16 protein-coding genes are annotated in these 16,016 nt (G+C 72.6%); 9 read left to right on the top strand and 7 right to left on the bottom strand.

Annotated features, from left to right (window positions below; translation table 11 throughout):
• Positions 1-30: 30 nt before the first annotated feature.
• Together GA0070558_RS10330 and GA0070558_RS10325 are read right to left on the bottom strand one after the other, a co-directional pair.
• The gene (locus GA0070558_RS10330) at positions 31-231 is read right to left on the bottom strand and encodes a DUF397 domain-containing protein (protein ID WP_091278004.1); all 201 of its coding nucleotides are present in this window, start codon (positions 229-231) and stop codon (positions 31-33) included.
• Entirely contained in the window at positions 222-1,022 is an 801-nt protein-coding gene (locus GA0070558_RS10325) for a helix-turn-helix domain-containing protein (protein WP_091278002.1), read from the bottom strand. Before GA0070558_RS10325 ends, GA0070558_RS10330 begins: the two co-directional genes overlap by 10 nt.
• A gap of 536 nt (positions 1,023-1,558) precedes the next feature.
• Between GA0070558_RS10325 and GA0070558_RS10320 the strand changes: the two genes are divergently transcribed.
• From GA0070558_RS10320 to GA0070558_RS10295, 6 genes are all read left to right on the top strand, one after another.
• Complete coding sequence (locus GA0070558_RS10320; protein ID WP_256091858.1) at positions 1,559-1,852, top strand: hypothetical protein; 294 nt, start codon at positions 1,559-1,561, stop codon at positions 1,850-1,852.
• The gene (locus GA0070558_RS10315; RefSeq protein WP_176734166.1) at positions 1,852-2,100 is read left to right on the top strand and encodes a flavin reductase; all 249 of its coding nucleotides are present in this window, start codon (positions 1,852-1,854) and stop codon (positions 2,098-2,100) included. The genes GA0070558_RS10320 and GA0070558_RS10315 overlap by 1 nt, the downstream gene beginning before the upstream one ends.
• A gap of 37 nt (positions 2,101-2,137) precedes the next feature.
• Positions 2,138-2,896: a type III pantothenate kinase gene (locus GA0070558_RS10310; protein WP_043965037.1), complete on the top strand. Its 759-nt coding sequence runs from the start codon at positions 2,138-2,140 to the stop codon at positions 2,894-2,896.
• Positions 2,897-3,100: 204 nt separating this feature from the next.
• On the top strand, positions 3,101-4,609 hold the full coding sequence (gene lysS, locus GA0070558_RS10305; protein ID WP_043965039.1) for a lysine--tRNA ligase: 1,509 nt from the start codon (positions 3,101-3,103) through the stop codon (positions 4,607-4,609).
• Positions 4,610-4,723: 114 nt separating this feature from the next.
• Positions 4,724-5,068 carry a histone-like nucleoid-structuring protein Lsr2 gene (locus GA0070558_RS10300; RefSeq protein ID WP_198956599.1) on the top strand — a complete coding sequence of 115 codons (345 nt, stop codon included), beginning with the start codon at positions 4,724-4,726 and terminating at the stop codon, positions 5,066-5,068.
• Between the two features lie 541 nt (positions 5,069-5,609).
• Positions 5,610-8,129, top strand: coding sequence for an ATP-dependent Clp protease ATP-binding subunit (locus tag GA0070558_RS10295; protein WP_077938041.1), 2,520 nt, complete (start codon positions 5,610-5,612; stop codon positions 8,127-8,129).
• 201 nt (positions 8,130-8,330) lie between these two features.
• On the opposite strand, the gene GA0070558_RS10290 is transcribed toward GA0070558_RS10295, so the two are convergent.
• Positions 8,331-9,242 (bottom strand): iron-sulfur binding domain-containing protein, encoded by a 912-nt coding sequence (locus tag GA0070558_RS10290; protein WP_091278161.1) that lies wholly within the window; start codon positions 9,240-9,242, stop codon positions 8,331-8,333.
• A gap of 96 nt (positions 9,243-9,338) precedes the next feature.
• Between GA0070558_RS10290 and GA0070558_RS10285 the strand changes: the two genes are divergently transcribed.
• The 3 genes from GA0070558_RS10285 to GA0070558_RS10275 all read left to right on the top strand — a co-directional run bounded on the left by GA0070558_RS10285 (position 9,339) and on the right by GA0070558_RS10275 (position 11,319).
• Positions 9,339-9,851, top strand: a complete 513-nt coding sequence (locus tag GA0070558_RS10285) for a glycine cleavage system transcriptional repressor (protein WP_091277995.1) — start codon at positions 9,339-9,341, stop codon at positions 9,849-9,851.
• Positions 9,848-10,408 carry a peptide deformylase gene (locus GA0070558_RS10280; RefSeq protein WP_091277993.1) on the top strand — a complete coding sequence of 187 codons (561 nt, stop codon included), beginning with the start codon at positions 9,848-9,850 and terminating at the stop codon, positions 10,406-10,408. The genes GA0070558_RS10285 and GA0070558_RS10280 overlap by 4 nt, the downstream gene beginning before the upstream one ends.
• Before the next feature lie 158 nt (positions 10,409-10,566).
• Positions 10,567-11,319, top strand: a complete 753-nt coding sequence (locus tag GA0070558_RS10275; RefSeq protein WP_043966398.1) for a hypothetical protein — start codon at positions 10,567-10,569, stop codon at positions 11,317-11,319.
• Between the two features lie 79 nt (positions 11,320-11,398).
• Here GA0070558_RS10275 and disA read toward each other — a convergent pair whose 3' ends face one another.
• From disA to GA0070558_RS10255, 4 genes are all read right to left on the bottom strand, one after another.
• Positions 11,399-12,583: a DNA integrity scanning diadenylate cyclase DisA gene (gene disA, locus GA0070558_RS10270; protein ID WP_074472796.1), complete on the bottom strand. Its 1,185-nt coding sequence runs from the start codon at positions 12,581-12,583 to the stop codon at positions 11,399-11,401.
• A 142-nt stretch (positions 12,584-12,725) separates the two neighbouring features.
• Positions 12,726-14,168, bottom strand: coding sequence for a DNA repair protein RadA (gene radA, locus GA0070558_RS10265; RefSeq protein ID WP_043965049.1), 1,443 nt, complete (start codon positions 14,166-14,168; stop codon positions 12,726-12,728).
• A 90-nt stretch (positions 14,169-14,258) separates the two neighbouring features.
• The gene (locus GA0070558_RS10260; protein ID WP_091278159.1) at positions 14,259-15,014 is read right to left on the bottom strand and encodes a copper chaperone PCu(A)C; all 756 of its coding nucleotides are present in this window, start codon (positions 15,012-15,014) and stop codon (positions 14,259-14,261) included.
• A 135-nt stretch (positions 15,015-15,149) separates the two neighbouring features.
• Positions 15,150-15,992, bottom strand: coding sequence for a UbiA family prenyltransferase (locus GA0070558_RS10255; protein WP_091277991.1), 843 nt, complete (start codon positions 15,990-15,992; stop codon positions 15,150-15,152).
• Between the last annotated feature and the right edge of the window lie 24 nt (positions 15,993-16,016).

Genomic DNA, 16,016 nt, shown 5'->3' with positions numbered 1-16,016 from the left:
TCGTCGGGGGCCTGTGATCGCGAGCCGGGATCAGCCGACGGGGCGGATCTCCTTCGCCAGCGCCACGAAGCCACGCCATGCGGCCGGGGCGAACGCCAGCGTGCCGCCGTCACGGTCCTTGGTGTCTCGGACCAGCACAACGTCGGAAAGGTTGTCGGCGACCTCGACGCAGTTGCCGCCGCTAGTGCCGCTGCGTGTGGACTTCCTCCATTGCGCACCAGTTAGGTCCATTGGTTCGCTACTTCCTTTATCAGGTCCAGGGACTGCCGCCGCGACAGCGCCTCGTTACGGACGCCCTCCCACCGCTCGAAGAGTGTATCGAGGTCTGCCGGGCGGTTTACGACATCGCCGCCGAGCTGGCTCTCCAGGTGACCCACCCAACTGCCATCCAGCAGGTGCGCCAGCGACAGGGGACCAGACAGGCCAGCGTGAAGGCCCACATCCGCCGGAACGACGTGGACACTGATGTTCGGCCGCTCTGCGCAGGCTACAAGGTGTTGTAGCTGCTCACCCATCAATTTCTCGGAGCCCTCACCGGCACGTCGGACCGCGCCTTCGTCCATGACTACGACGACCTGCGGTGGGGCCTCGCGGGACAGGATCGCCTGCCGCTGGATGCGCGCCGCCACGCGTCTGTCTACCTCGTCGTCCGTCAACTTCGGGTCAAGCCGCAGCACGGCGCGGGCGTACACCTCGGTTTGCAGGATCCCCGGAATCAGGTTCGGCTCGAAGTAGCGGAGCTGCGTCGCGCTGCGCTCCGCGTCCAGCCAGGGCAGGAACCACGATGGCGCTCCAAGCTTCGTCACGAGGCGCTCGAAGAGTCCGCCGGTACTGAGCGCCCGGTCCGCGCCACGGATGAAGTCCATGGTCAGCGCTCGGGCGCCGCTCTCGACCGCGCTCACGTGCGACGCGCTGAAGCCCGCCCCGCGCCCGAACGCCTCTTGCGTCATGCCAGCCGCGCCTCGCGCGCGGCGGATCTCGCTCACGATGAAGTCCGCGAAGGGACCTGGCACGTCGCTCACACAGAGCCTCCCAGATTCGAGATCAACTAATCACGGCACCACGGGACGGAGCCCCGATCGGCCAGCGCAGCCCGGACGCCCCGACGACCTTCCGAGGGTAACGACCTCCATACCAGAGTGTCACCAGACGGCGCGGCCGGTGGAGGCAAAGCCCGGCGGTCGCGTTCGTCGAGGGGGCCGCCCGGGTCCTTCCAACATCACCCGAGCGGGCGGCCCCTTCCCAATCTCGACGCATGAGGGGACAGCGCCATGCCCGACCGAGGCCGACACCGCGCCCGGAACTCTCGGCACGCCCGACCCGCCACCTGGCGGGACCGGTTCACGAAGGACCGACCGCAGAGGCAGCGACCGAAGCCGGCAACCCCCGTGCCCGCCCCGGGCCCTGCGGACCCTGTGCCGTACGACCCGCCACTGATCGGCCCGATGACCCCGCCGCACCGGTTTCCCCGCAACGAGATCGCCACCGAGGTCATCTGGGGCTTGGCCGGCGAGCTGCGCACCCCGGCGCAGGCGATGCGCGGCAACGGGGGCCGGTGGTGAGACCGGCTCCCGTTCCGCTGGCGCTGGAACTGCACCGCGCCGAGGGCCCCGACTGGCTGTGCGAGGTCGACGGCGAACCGTTTCCCTGCCCGCAATGGCGGAACCTGCCGATGGACAACCACCTACGCGGCGCGCTGCTGGCGGGCTTCACGCTGTTCCTGCGACAGGCGATCCGCGACCTTCGGGGCCACCCGCACGGCCCAACCCCGCCGCAGATCGTGAAACGGTTCCTGTGGTTCCTGCCGATGACCGACGACGAGGCCCGCGCCGTCGCACTGAGGTTCCGCTGATGGCACGCCCCCACCCACACCTGCCGATCCGCCCCGTCTGGCTGCGCCGCCGCTGCGGCCACCCGTGGCCATGCGGCCCCGCCCGGCTGTCGCTGCTCACCGAGTACCGAGGCAACCGCATCGCCCTGCTCATCTACCTGGCGGTGCTCAAGGAGGAGGCCACCACGCACCTCACGGAGCTGACCCCGACGACCCCGCCCGCCGACCTGACCGACCGCTTCCTGACCTGGGCCCGCGCCCGGGGATGACCCAGGCCCGCCTGCCCGCCCGGACTAGGCTGCGTGCGTGCTGCTCTGCATCGACATCGGAAACACCAACACCGTGCTGGCGACCTTCGACGGCGACAAGCTGGTGCACTCCTGGCGGATCAAGACCGACGCCCGCTCCACGGCGGACGAGCTCGGGCTGATGTTCCGGGGGCTGCTCGCCGGTGACGCCGTGGAGATCACCGGGGTGGCCGCCTGCTCGACGGTGCCGGCCGCGCTGCGGTCGCTGCGGACCATGCTCGCCCGCTACTACGCCGACCTGCCGAGCGTCATCGTCGAGCCGGGGGTACGCACCGGGGTGCAACTGGCGATCGACAACCCGAAGGAGGTCGGCTCCGACCGGGTGGTCAACACGCTCGCGGCGTACACCCTGTTCGGCGGGCCGTCGATCGTGGTCGACTTCGGCACCACCACCAACTTCGACGTGATCAGCGGCCGGGGCGAGTTCCTCGGCGGCGCGTTCGCCCCCGGCATCGAGATCTCCTTCGACGCGCTCGCGGCCCGCGCCGCCCAGCTGCGCAAGGTGGAGGCGGCCAAGCCCCGCTCGGTGATCGGCAAGAACACCGTCGAGTGTCTCCAGTCGGGGCTCTACTTCGGCTTCGCCGGGCAGGTGGACCGGATCGTCGAGCGGATGACCGAGGAGCTGGGCGAGGTGCGGGCGGTGATCGCCACCGGCGGGCTGGCGTCGGTGGTGATCGGCGAGTGCCGCACCATCACCCACCACGAGCCGATGATCACCCTCATCGGCCTGCGCATGGTCTACGACCGCAACGTGTGAGGTGCAAGGAAGGGCCCCCTGTTAACGCTTTCGGTAGAGAAGGGCACCCCTCTCACCCCGTACCCGATGGGGCGGCGGCCGTGCCGGACGACCCGGCCGCCGTGGGGTCGGTCATGGCGGGAGGTTATCCCGCAACGGCCGCCAGAGCCCTTGAGTACGCTCGGCCCTGACCCCGCCGAAACTCCTTAGCTAGGGAAGCGTGCCGTGACCGAGCAGAACGCCGTGCCAGTCGACCCCGCCGACGACCTTCCGGAGCAGATGAAGGTCCGCCGGGAGAAGCGGGACCGGATGCTCGCCGAGGGCGTCGAGCCGTACCCCGTCGGGTTCGCCCGGACCGACACCCTGGCCGAGGTCCGCGCGAGGTATGCCGACCTGCCCACCGACACCGCCACGGGCGACCGGGTCTCGGTCACCGGCCGGGTGATCTTCGTACGGAACACCGGCAAGCTCTGCTTCGCGACGTTGCGGGACGGCGACGGCACCGAACTCCAGGCGATGCTCTCCCTCGACCGGGTGGGGGCGGAGCGGCTGGACGACTGGAAGCGCCTCGTCGACCTGGGCGACCACGTCGGGGTGACCGGCGAGGTGATCACCAGCCGGCGCGGCGAGCTGTCGGTGCTGGCCGAGCAGTGGGCGATCACCGCGAAGGCGCTGCGCCCGCTGCCGGTGGCGCACAAGCCGCTCAGCGAGGAGGCCCGGGTCCGCCAGCGCTACGTCGACCTGATCGTCCGCCCGCAGGCGCGGCAGATGGTGCGTACGCGGGCCGCTGCCGTGCGGAGCCTGCGCGACTGCCTCCACGGGCAGGGCTTCGTCGAGGTGGAGACGCCGATGCTCCAGTTGCTGCACGGCGGCGCAGCGGCCCGGCCATTCGTGACCCACAGCAATGCGTTGAGCACCGATCTGTATCTGCGAATCGCGCCGGAACTGTTTCTCAAGCGCGCCGTGGTCGGCGGGGTCGATCGGGTGTTCGAGATCAACCGTAACTTCCGTAATGAGGGCGTCGACTCTTCGCACTCGCCCGAGTTCGCGATGCTGGAGGCCTACGAGGCGTACGGCGACTACGACACGATGGCGTCGCTGACCCGTAATCTGGTGCAGGAGGCCGCGATCGCGGTCGGCGGCTCGACCGTGGTGACGCACGCGGATGGCCGCGAGTTCGATCTGGGCGGCGAGTGGCGCTCCGTGACCCTCTTCGGGGTGCTTTCGGAGGCGCTCGGCGAAGAGGTCACCGTCCGCACCGAGCGGGCCCGCCTCGTCGAGTACGCCGACAAGGTCGGCCTGGCCGTCGACCCGAAGTGGGGGCCGGGCAAGCTCGCCGAGGAGCTGTTCGAGGAACTGGTCGTGCCGGGGCTCCAGGCGCCGACGTTCGTGCGGGACTACCCGGAGGAGACCAGCCCGCTGACCCGGGCCCACCGCAGCGAGCCGGGGCTGGCCGAGAAGTGGGACCTCTACGTCCTCGGGTTCGAGCTGGGCACCGCGTACTCGGAGCTGGTCGACCCGGTCGTGCAGCGGGAGCGGCTCGTCGCCCAGGCCCAGCTCGCGGCGCGCGGCGACGACGAGGCCATGCGGCTCGACGAGGACTTTCTCCGGGCCATGGAGTACGGAATGCCCCCGGCCGGCGGCATGGGAATGGGAATCGACCGGCTGTTGATGGCGCTGACGGGCCTGGGAATTCGGGAAACCATCCTCTTCCCGTTGGTCCGCGCGGAGTAGCCGACCGGCCACACCGCTAGGGGCAGTTACCGCATCCTATTGACGAGGCAAGCATCGGGCGGGTTATTGTGCTCTCAGTTTGCAGGATCACCCTGCTCGAAAGGAATGTGGGACGTGGCCAAGCAGATCATTCACAAGCTGGTCGATGACCTGGACGGCGGGGACGCTGACGAGACCGTCAAGTTCGCGCTCGACGGGGTTCAGTACGAGATCGACCTGTCCGCCACGAACGCCGAGAAATTGCGGGAGGTTTTCTCGCCCTACGTCGCCAACGGCACCAAGGTGGGCCGGGGCGGCGTGGTGGTCGGCGGGCGGGCTGCGCGCGGCCGGGGCGGCGCCACCGCCGACCGTGAGCAGAACAAGGCGATCCGGGCGTGGGCCAAGCGGGAGGGCAAGGAGATCTCCGACCGGGGGCGCATCCCCCAGGAGATCGTCGACGAGTTCCACGCGAAGCGCTGAGCGCCGAGGCGGTCCCGGGTGACCGCCGCAGTCGCCGGGTGCGACAAGGCCCTCGGCGGGACATCCCCGACACGGGCGACACCGACGCCGGACCGGAGCACACCTCCGGGCCGGCGTCGCCGTGTCACCCGCCGGGAAGAACCCGGTTCGCCGCGGCGTTGTCCCACAACCGGTGGAAAACTCGTCCACAGCCTGTGGACAACCGGCCGTCGGCCTGGTCCGCTCGTCGGCCCGGCCGAACCGCCGCCCGACCCGGGTCGCCGGAGGGCGGCTGCGGGCCCGCGGGGAGGCCCGCAGCCGGGTCCCACCGGCCGTCCGAATTTCGCTCTGCGCGTACACGCGGAGACCCCGGAACACGCCCTGAGCGCGGACGGTTGGCTAAAACGACGCGTACCGGACCCCCGTGGAGGACACACGACCTCAGCGGAGTCGGTCCGCGGCGATAGAGTAATGAGGCAAGGACGCCCGTCCCGGACGTCCGCGCACCGGCCCCGCCGAGATCTGACCATCAAGGCGCACGGCACGTGAGGAGCACGAGGGCATGTTCGAGCGGTTCACCGACCGAGCGCGACGGGTTGTCGTCCTGGCCCAGGAAGAGGCCCGGATGCTCAACCACAACTACATCGGTACGGAGCACATCCTGCTGGGCCTGATCCACGAGGGTGAGGGTGTCGCGGCGAAGGCCCTGGAGAGTCTGGGGATCTCGCTGGAGGGTGTGCGTCAGCAGGTCGAGGAGATCATCGGTCAGGGCCAGCAGGCGCCGAGCGGGCACATCCCGTTCACGCCGCGGGCGAAGAAGGTCCTGGAGCTGTCGCTGCGCGAGGCGCTGCAGCTCGGCCACAACTACATCGGCACGGAGCACATCCTGCTCGGCCTGATCCGCGAGGGCGAGGGCGTCGCCGCCCAGGTCCTGGTGAAGCTCGGGGCCGACCTCAACCGGGTCCGCCAGCAGGTGATCCAGCTCCTCTCCGGCTACCAGGGCAAGGAGCCCGCGGCGGCCGGCACGACGACGGGCGAGGCCGCGCCGTCGACCAGCCTGGTGCTGGACCAGTTCGGTCGGAACCTGACCCAGGCTGCCCGCGAGGGCAAGCTCGACCCGGTCATCGGGCGGGAGAAGGAGATCGAGCGGGTCATGCAGGTGCTGTCCCGCCGCACCAAGAACAACCCGGTGCTGATCGGTGAGCCCGGCGTCGGCAAGACCGCCGTCGTGGAGGGCCTGTCCCAGAAGATCATCAAGGGCGAGGTCCCGGAGACGCTGAAGGACAAGCAGCTCTACACCCTCGACCTGGGCGCGCTGGTCGCCGGCTCCCGCTACCGGGGTGACTTCGAGGAGCGCCTGAAGAAGGTGCTCAAGGAGATCCGCACCCGGGGCGACATCATCCTGTTCATCGACGAGATTCACACCCTCGTCGGCGCGGGCGCGGCGGAGGGCGCGATCGACGCGGCGTCGATCCTCAAGCCGATGCTGGCCCGTGGCGAGCTGCAGACCATCGGCGCCACGACGCTCGACGAATACCGCAAGCACCTGGAGAAGGACGCCGCCCTGGAGCGGCGGTTCCAGCCGATCCAGGTGGGTGAGCCGTCCCTGGCGCACACGATCGAGATCCTGAAGGGCCTGCGCGACCGGTACGAGGCGCACCACCGCGTCTCGATCACCGACGCCGCCCTCGTGGCCGCCGCGACCCTGGCCGATCGATACATCTCCGACCGCTTCCTGCCGGACAAGGCGATCGACCTGATCGACGAGGCGGGCGCGCGGATGCGGATCCGCCGGATGACCGCGCCGCCGGACCTGCGGGACTTCGACGAGCGCATCGCGCAGGTGCGCCGCGACAAGGAGTCCGCGATCGACGCGCAGGACTTCGAGCGCGCCGCGCAGCTCCGCGACAAGGAGAAGCAGCTGCTGGGCCAGAAGGCGCAGCGGGAGAAGGAGTGGAAGGCCGGCGACCTCGACGTCGTCAGCGAGGTCGACGACGAGCAGATCGCCGAGGTCCTGGGCAACTGGACCGGCATCCCGGTCTACAAGCTGACCGAGGAGGAGACCTCCCGCCTGCTGCGCATGGAGGACGAGCTGCACAAGCGCGTCATCGGCCAGGAGGACGCGGTCAAGGCCGTCTCGAAGGCCATCCGGCGCACCCGGGCCGGCCTGAAGGACCCGAAGCGCCCGTCCGGCTCGTTCATCTTCGCCGGCCCGTCCGGCGTGGGTAAGACCGAGCTGTCCAAGGCGCTCGCGGAGTTCCTGTTCGGCAGCGAGGACGCCCTCATCCAGCTCGACATGTCCGAGTTCCACGACCGGTACACGGTGTCCCGGCTCGTCGGTGCCCCTCCCGGCTACGTGGGGTACGACGAGGGCGGGCAGCTGACCGAGAAGGTGCGGCGTCGGCCGTTCTCCGTGGTCCTCTTCGACGAGATCGAGAAGGCCCACCCGGACGTGTTCAACACCCTCCTGCAGATTCTGGAGGACGGGCGGCTGACCGACGGCCAGGGCCGGATCGTGGACTTCAAGAACACGGTCATCATCCTGACCACCAACCTCGGCACCCGGGACGTCGCCAAGGCCGTCTCGCTGGGCTTCCAGGCGTCGGAGGACTCGGAGTCCAACTACGACCGGATGAAGCAGAAGGTCAACGACGAGCTGAAGCAGCACTTCCGGCCGGAGTTCCTCAACCGGATCGACGACACCATCGTGTTCCACCAGCTGCGGCAGACCGAGATCCTCTCGATCGTGGACATCATGATCGCCCGGATCGAGACCCAGCTGCGCAACAAGGACATGGGGCTGGAGCTGACCGACAACGCCAAGAAGTACCTGGCGAAGAAGGGCTTCGACCCGGTCCTGGGCGCGCGGCCGCTGCGGCGCACGATCCAGCGCGACATCGAGGACAACCTGTCCGAGCGGATCCTGTTCAACGAGTTGATTCCCGGCCAGATCGTCGTGGTCGACTGCGAGGGCGACCCGGAGGACATCGACAAGTCCAAGCTGGTGTTCCGCGGCTCGGACCGACCCGCCGAGGTCCCCGACGCCGTGCCCGCCGAGCTGGGCGGCACCGAGGCCGCCTGAGCCGAGGCGCACGACGACAGAACGGGCGACGGCCCGGCGGCGAGAGCCGCCGGGCCGTCGCCCGTTCCTGCCTGGGTGGATGCCGGGGAGGTGGGGGCATCAGGAGGCGCGGAAACCGCCATGTCGCCGACATGGCGTCCCCGTCGAGGGCTGGGCGTGACCCGGGCGGGCCCGGCTGGGCGGGACCCGGCCCGGGGCGGGTCAGGCGTCCAGGGCCGGGGCCGGGATCGCCGGGCCGTCACCCGCGAGGCGGAACGACTCCCCACCGGCCGGTTCCACCAGACCGTCGGTGACCAGCCCCGCCAGCGCCCGGGAGCGCTGCACGTCGTCGGTCCAGACCTGGTCCAGCCGTTGGCGCGGCACGGGGCCGCTGGACTCCCGCAGCACCGCCAGCAGCAGCCCGCGGACCTGGCGGTCCGTGCCCGCGTACCGCTGGGGACGCCGCGTCGGGCCGGCCGGCGCCGCCTGGCCGGAGGCCCGCCAGGCGCAGATCGACTCCACCGGGCAGACCGCGCACCGGGGCGACCGGGCGGTGCAGACGACGGCCCCCAGCTCCATGAACGCGGCGCTGGCCAGGGCGGCCTCGGCCGGCTCCGCCGGCAGCAGTTCCTCGGTGGCCACCAGGTCGGCGGGGCGGGTGGCCGGGCCGGCGTCCGGCTCCCCGGCGACCGCCCGGCTCACCACCCGCCGCACGTTGGTGTCCACCACCGGGTGCCGCTGCCCGTACGCGAAGGCGGCCACCGCCCGCGCCGTGTACGTGCCGACCCCCGGCAGGGCGAGCAGCTGCTCCAGCCGGTCCGGCACCGCGCCGCCGTGCCGCTCGACGATCGCCACCGCGCAGTCGTGCAGCCGCATCGCCCGGCGCGGGTAGCCCAGCCTTCCCCACATCCGGATCGCCTCGGCGGGCGGGTCGGCGGCGAGCGCGGCGGGCGTGGGCCAGCGGGCCAGCCACGCCTCGTACGCCGGCAGCACCCGCACCACGGGCGTCTGCTGGAGCATGACCTCGCTGACCAGGATCGCCCACGAGCCCACGCCGGGCACCCGCCACGGCAGATCGCGGGCGTTGCGCTCGTACCACCGGCTGACGAGGGTGGCGAAAGTGTGCTCGGACATCGCGTCGTCGATCATGTCACGGGCCGCCTTCCCGCAGGTTGGGCGGGCCGGGCGGGGCGACGCGGAGGCCGCCCCCCGATCGGGCAGAATGCCCGGATGAGCGAGCTCGCGATCACCGTCATCGGCCGGGACCGGCCCGGCATCGTGGCCGACGTCGCCGAGGTGCTCGCCCGGCTGGGCGCGAACCTCACCGACTCCACCATGACCCGGCTGCGGGGTCATTTCGCGATGACCCTGATCTGTGTGGGCCCGGCCGCCGCCGACGTCGAGGCCGCGTTGGCCCCGCTCGCCGCCGACGGCCAGCTCCTGGCCACCGTACGGGCGGTCGCCCCCGACGGCGCGGCCGTGCCGACCGGTGAGCCGTACGTGCTGGCGGTGCACGGCGCGGACCGGATGGGCATCGTCGCGGCGATGACCCGGGTGCTGACCGACGCGGGCGGCAACGTCACCGATTTGAGCACCCGGCTGACCGGCTCCCTCTACGTGGTGGTCGCGGAGGTCGACCTGCCGCCGGGCACCTTCGACGAGGTGGCCGGCCGGTTGGCGCTGGCCGCGGCGGAGTTGGGCGTGGGGGTCAGCCTCCGCCCGGCGGACACGGACCTGCTGTGACGACGGAGTACGCGGGCCTCGCCGGCTGGACACCGGCGGCGCTGCCGGTGCCGGGGGAGGTGCGCCCGGTGGTGTCCGCCCCCGACCCGGTGCTCAGCCGGCCGGGGCCGGAGGTGGATCCGACCTCGGACGAGGTGGTCCGCCTGGCCGCCGACCTGATCGCCACGATGCGGGTCTCGCCGGGTTGCGTGGGCCTCGCCGCCCCGCAGGTCGGCGTGAGCGCGCAGGTGTTCGCGGTGGACGTCACCGGTCACCCGAAGGCGCTCACCGTGCACGGCACGTTCGTCCTGTGCAACGCCCGGGTGGTGGAGGCGGCCCGGTGGAAGAGCGGCCGGGAGGGCTGCATGTCGGTGCCCGACCTCACCGGCGACGTCAAGCGGGCCAGCCGCCTGGTCGTCGAGGGGCTGCTGCCGGGCACCGGGGCGTCGGTGCGGCTGGTCACCGACGGCTTCGAGGCGCGCGCCCTGCAGCACGAGATCGACCACTGTCTCGGCCTGCTCTTCCTGGACCGGGTGGCCGGGGCGCACGCGATCTACCAGCGCAAGGTCTACCAGTGACCGGTCCCGGCGCCGCCGGGCCGGGTGCCGCCGCGGGCGGGACCGCCGTCCCCGGCGGGGTGTCGCTGTCGTGAGTGGAGGGTCGTCACGGTGAGCCGAGGGTGCTCCGGCGCGTCGCGCCCGGCGACGGCGCGTCGCGCCGCTACGGTGGGGGCATCATGCGTCTGACGGTCGGCCCCCTGCCACCCGCCGTGTACTGGCGGCGTCGCGCCGTCGTACTTGGAGCGGGCCTTCTCTTCCTGATTGTCCTGCTCTATTCCTGTAATGGCGCGGGCAACACCGGCACCACGCCGCAGTCGAAGTCGACTCCGACCCCGACGGCGACCCCGGGTGCGGGCGACCCGTCGGCGGTGCCCGACCCGAGCGGCTCGGTGCTGACGCCGCAGACCGGCCTGCCGCCCGGCGGGTCGGACGACCCCGGCAGCGACCCGGGCTCGTCGGGGGGCGACGAGGGCGGGTCGAGCGGCGGTCCCTCCGGCGGCGACGGCGCTCCGGCCGGGCCCGGTGCGGACGCCGGGACGTGCACCGACGCGGAGATCTCGGTGACGCCGGTGGTGCTGCCGACGTCGGCGCAGCAGGGCACCGTGGTCAGCCTCCAGCTCAAGATCAAAAACAAGTCGGACCGCACCTGCAGCCGCGACGTGGGCGCGGACTTCCAGGAGCTGTTCGTCAAGTCGGGCGCGGAGAAGGTCTGGTCCTCCGACACCTGCGGCAACGTCAAGGGCTCGGACGTGCAGTCGTTCACGCCCGGCTTCGAGCGGTCGTACCAGGTGGACTGGAACGGGCGGGACACCAGCCGTTGCAAGGACGGGCTCGCCAACGGCCCGTTCCCGCCGGCCGGGGCGTACCAGGTCTTCGGGCGGCTCGACACCAAGCTCAGCTCGCCGGTGAAGCTCACCATCACCGGCTGACGACCCGCCCCGCCGCTGAGGCGGCTCCGACGCCCGGCACCCGGCGGCTCGGTTCCGCTGCCGCCGGGCGTCGGGCGCGTCAGACGTAGCGTTCGAGGATGGATGCCTCGGCGAGCCGGGACAGCCCCTCCCGGACGCCGCGGGCGCGGGCGTCGCCGACGCCCTCGACGGCCTGCAGGTCCTCCACGGTGGCCCCGAGCAGCCGCTGGAGGCTGCCGAAGTGCAGCACCAGCCGGTCGACGATGGCCACCGGCAGCCGGGGGACCTTCGCCAGCAGCCGGAAGCCGCGCGGGCTGACCGCCGCGTCCAGCGCGTCGGAGGCGGCCGGGTAGCCGATGGCCTTGGCCACCGCGACCAGATCGATCAGCTCGGTGGCGCCCAGCAGGTCCAGCTCGACCAGCGCCTCGTCGAGCGTGCGGGACTTGCGGCCGGCGGGCAGGTAGTCGCGGATGACCAGGGTGCGGTCGGCGTCCACGCCTGCCATCAGCTCGTCGAGCTGCAGCGCCAGGAGGCGACCGTCGGTGCCGAGCTCCACCACGTAGCCGGCGATCTCGTCGGCGATCCGGCGGACCATCTCCAGCCGCTGCACCACCGCCACCGCGTCCCGGACCGTCACCAGGTCCTCGATCTCCAGGGCGGAGAGGGTGCCGGAAACCTCGTCGAGACGCAGCTTGTAGCGCTCCAGGGTGGCCAGGGCCTGGTTGGCCCGGGACAGGATGGCCGCCGAGTCGTCCAGCACGTGCCGCTGGCCGTTGACGTAGAGGCTGATGATCCGCATCGACTGGCTGACGGAGATGACCGGGTAGCCGGTCTGCCGGGCCACCCGCTCGGCGGTGCGGTGCCGGGTGCCGGACTCCTCGGTCGGGATCGACGGGTCCGGCATCAGGTGCACCGCCGCCCGGACGATGCGGGTGCCGTCGCTGGACAGCACCACCGCGCCGTCCATCTTGCACAGCTCCCGCACCCGGGTCGCCGAGAACTCCACGTCCAGCGGGAAGCCGCCGGTGCACAGCCCCTCGACGACCTTGTCGTAGCCTAGGACGATCAGCGCGCCCGTGCGGCCGCGCAGGATCCGCTCCAGGCCGTCACGCAGCGCGGTGCCGGGGGCCATGAGGGCGAGATTGGCCCGCAGCGGATCACCGCTCGCGCCGCCGACACTCCCGGTCACGCTGACGCTGATCGGACGGGCGGGCGAGCCCACGGCACCGGTGCGGGCGTGGGGTGTCGCGCCGGCGGTTTTGCTGGCATCGCGGTCGATCGGCACGCGCACAGTCTACGGACTGGCGTGCGGTGGGTGCTGTCGTGGTTACTGTGATGTGTCACGATGCCCCCTGTCGACCGCGTCGGGAGGCCCGCCGCGCTTGTCCGGAATCGCACCGGCGGTCCGACCCGACGGCCACCGTCGGTCACTCCGCCGATGCGCGGGCGGCACACTGGAGCGCCGAGCGCACGTCGGTGACCTCCATCACGCGCATGTTCTCGGGGCCCGCCCCGGCGCTCTCCGGGCCGCATCCCGGCGGCACGAGGGCCACCCGGAAGCCGAGCCGGGCCGCCTCGGCGAGCCGGCGGGGCACCGCGCCGACCCGGCGCACCTCGCCGGTGAGGCCCACCTCGCCGATCGCCACCAGGTGGGGGTTGATGGCGAGGTTGAGGCCGCCGGAGGCGACCGCGAGGGCCACGGCCAGGTCGGCGGCCGGCTCCACCACCCGGATGCCCCCGACGGTGGCCGCGAAGACCTCCCGGTCGTGCAGGGTCAGCCGCTCGGCGCGGCGCTGGAGCACCGCCAGCACCATCGCCAGCCGGGCGCCGTCCAGACCCGACACGGTGCGCCGGGGCGAACCCGCCACGGTCGCCCCGATCAGCGCCTGGACCTCGGTGACCAGGGCCCGCCGCCCCTCCATCGCCACGGTGACGCAGGTGCCCGGCACCGGCTCCGAGTAGCGGGTGAGGAACAGCCCGGACGGGTCGGCGAGGCTGCTGATGCCGCCCTCGTGCATCTCGAAGCAGCCGACCTCGTCGGCGGCGCCGAACCGGTTCTTCACGCCGCGCACCATCCGCAGCGAGGAGTGCTTGTCGCCCTCGAAGTGCAGCACCACGTCGACCAGGTGCTCCAGCACCCGGGGCCCGGCCACCTGGCCGTCCTTGGTGACGTGGCCGACCAGGACGGTGGCGACCCCCCGCTCCTTCGCCACGGCGACCAGGGCGGCCGTGACCGCCCGCACCTGGGTCACCCCGCCGGGCACCCCCTCGGTGCCGGCGGTGGAGATGGTCTGCACCGAGTCGAGCACCAGCAGCCCCGGCTTCACCGCGTCGAGGTGGCCGAGGACCGCGCCGAGGTCGCTCTCGGCGGCCAGCCAGAGCTGGTCGTGCAGGGCGTTCATCCGCTCGGCGCGCAGCCGCACCTGGCTGACCGACTCCTCGCCGCTGACCACCAGCGACGGGCTGCCGGCGGTGGCCGCCCACTGCTGGGCGACGTCGAGCAGCAACGTGGACTTGCCGACCCCCGGCTCGCCGGCGAGCAGGACCACCGCGCCGGGCACCAGGCCGCCACCGAGCACCCGGTCGAGCTCGCTCACGCCGGTGGGGCGGGCCTTGGCCGGTGCGGCGCTGATGGTGGCGATCGGCCGGGCCGGCTCGGCCGGCATCCGGGAGCTGACCACCCGCCCGGAGACGGTCGGGCCGGTCACCGTGCACTCGACCACCGAGCCCCACTCGCCGCACTCGGGGCAGCGCCCCACCCACTTGGGCGGCTGGTGGCCGCAGGCGTCGCACTCGTAGGCGGGGCGGGGCTCACGGGCGGCCCGGCCGCGCGGGGTCGCCCTGGAGGGTGTCGATCGGGGCGTCGTCACACCGGAACGTTAGTCCCCCCGTACGACGAAGCACCGCCGGCGTGGCGGGTGCCACGCCGGCGGTGCGGTCGCGCTGTTAGCGGTCGGCGGTCAGCCGCCGTGGCCGGAGCCCTCGGTGCCGCCCTCCGCGCCGTGCGCGCCCTCGCGCTGCACGATCTGGGACGGCTGCGGGAGCGGGGTCAGCGGGACGCCGACCGGGGCCGGGGTGCTGACGGTGTTGCCGTTGCCGAAGTCGAAGGTCAGGTTGACCTGCTGGCCGGCGAGCAGCGCCTGGTTGAGGCCGACGAGCTGGAGCGACCGGCCACCCTGCACGTTGAGCTGGACGTAGCCGAGGGCGGGGATCTCGAACCGGGCCGGCTCCCCGGCCGGGGCCGACGGGCTCGGCGAGGCGGACGGGTCCTGCGACGCGCCCTCGGACGGGCTGGCCGACCCGGAACCCGACGGCGACGCGGACCCGGACGGTGACGCGCTCTCCGACGGCGACTCGCTGGCCGACGGCGACGGGCTCGCCGAGGCGGACGCGCCGCCGCTGATCACGATCTCCCGCGCGCTGTCCGTGGTGACGGTCACCGTCACCGGGCTCTGCGTGTCGTTGTAGAGCACCGCGTTGACGGCGGCGTTCGCGCCGGCCTGGTAGCCACCGGCGCCCGGGTACTCCACGTAGAGCCCGCGCACCTTGTAGGCGTTGTCCGAGGTCTGGATGTTGACGCCCTGGACCGACGGCTCCTTGTTGGCGGTCTCGGCCACCTGGCCGGCGCCGCAGCCGGTCGCCAGCAGGCCGGTCGCCGCCGCCACGCCGGACAGCAGCAGGGCCGCCCGCCGGGAACCCCTGATCGAGCGCGTCACGTCGGTCCTCCTCGTCACGATCCCCACCCGGCCGTCGCCGGGCACGGTGGCCATACCCGCGCAGACCGGCTTCAGGGTAGTTGGGGCTGATCGAGAGCCGCACGCCGACCCGGCACCACCACCTTCCCGGGGCGCTCAGCGCACCCGCCCGCCGGTGACCAGCAGCACCACGTCGATCAGGGCCACCAGCAGCACCGCCCGGAACGCGGCCACCCCCCGGTCGCCGGAGCGGCGGGCGTTGCGGCCGGCGTACCAGGTCAGGGGCGGGACCAGCGCGGCGGTCGCGACCGCCGACAGCCCGAACCACGACGGCGGCCCGGGCGGCCCGGCGACCAGGGTGACGGTCGCGGCGAGCAGCAGCGCGGCGGCGGCCACCCGGCTGCCGTTCGCGCCGAGCCGGTGCGGCAGCCCCCGCACCCCGGTCCGGGCGTCGTCGGCCAGGTCGGGCAGCACGTTGGCGAAGTGCGCGCCGGCCCCCAGCAGGGCGGCGGCGGCCACCAGCCAGGCCGGCGGGCCGGGGGCGCCGGGCAGCGCGAGCACCACGAAGGCGGGCAGCGCGCCGAACGACACCGCGTAGGGCAGCACGGAGAACGGCGTCGACTTCAGCGGCCAGTTGTAGGCCAGGGCGGAGACCAGGGCCACTGTCGCCCAGACCGCCGCCGTGCGGTTGGTCGTCGCCGCCGCGAGCAGCACCGTGGCCAGGGTCGCGGCCCGCGTCGCCAGCCCCACCGCGCGCCGGCTCACCGCGCCGGCGGCGACCGGCTTGTCGGTACGCCCCACCGCCGCGTCCCGGTCGGCGTCCAGGTGGTCGTTGGACCAGCCGACGGCGAACTGGCTGGCGAGCACCGTGAGCGCCACCGCGGCGACCCCGGACGCGTGGTGCCCCACCCCCACGGCGAGCAGCCCCGCCACCACGGTCACCGCCGCGGCCGGCTCCGGGTGACTTGCCCTGAGCAGCCCTAACACCGTCGTCGCCATATGGGAAGTCTGGTCGTTACCGTC

It is taken from the genome of Micromonospora haikouensis (assembly GCF_900091595.1).
GTDB classification, from domain to species: Bacteria; Actinomycetota; Actinomycetes; order Mycobacteriales; family Micromonosporaceae; genus Micromonospora; species Micromonospora haikouensis.
The sequence above is the reverse complement of the archived record's forward strand: the minus strand, read 5'-3'. Positions and strand labels throughout refer to the sequence as shown.

Bases quoted from the DNA above. Each gene is read 5' to 3' on its own strand.
- GA0070558_RS10275 (WP_043966398.1), top strand. From the start codon at position 10,567: ATGCGTCTGACGGTCGGCCCCCTGCCACCCGCCGTGTACTGGCGGCGT.
- GA0070558_RS10330 (WP_091278004.1), bottom strand. From the start codon at position 231: ATGGACCTAACTGGTGCGCAATGGAGGAAGTCCACACGCAGCGGCACT.
- GA0070558_RS10290 (WP_091278161.1), bottom strand. From the start codon at position 9,242: ATGTCCGAGCACACTTTCGCCACCCTCGTCAGCCGGTGGTACGAGCGC.
- GA0070558_RS10295 (WP_077938041.1), top strand. From the start codon at position 5,610: ATGTTCGAGCGGTTCACCGACCGAGCGCGACGGGTTGTCGTCCTGGCC.
- GA0070558_RS10255 (WP_091277991.1), bottom strand. From the start codon at position 15,992: ATGGCGACGACGGTGTTAGGGCTGCTCAGGGCAAGTCACCCGGAGCCG.
- GA0070558_RS10315 (WP_176734166.1), top strand. From the start codon at position 1,852: ATGGCACGCCCCCACCCACACCTGCCGATCCGCCCCGTCTGGCTGCGC.
- GA0070558_RS10285 (WP_091277995.1), top strand. From the start codon at position 9,339: ATGAGCGAGCTCGCGATCACCGTCATCGGCCGGGACCGGCCCGGCATC.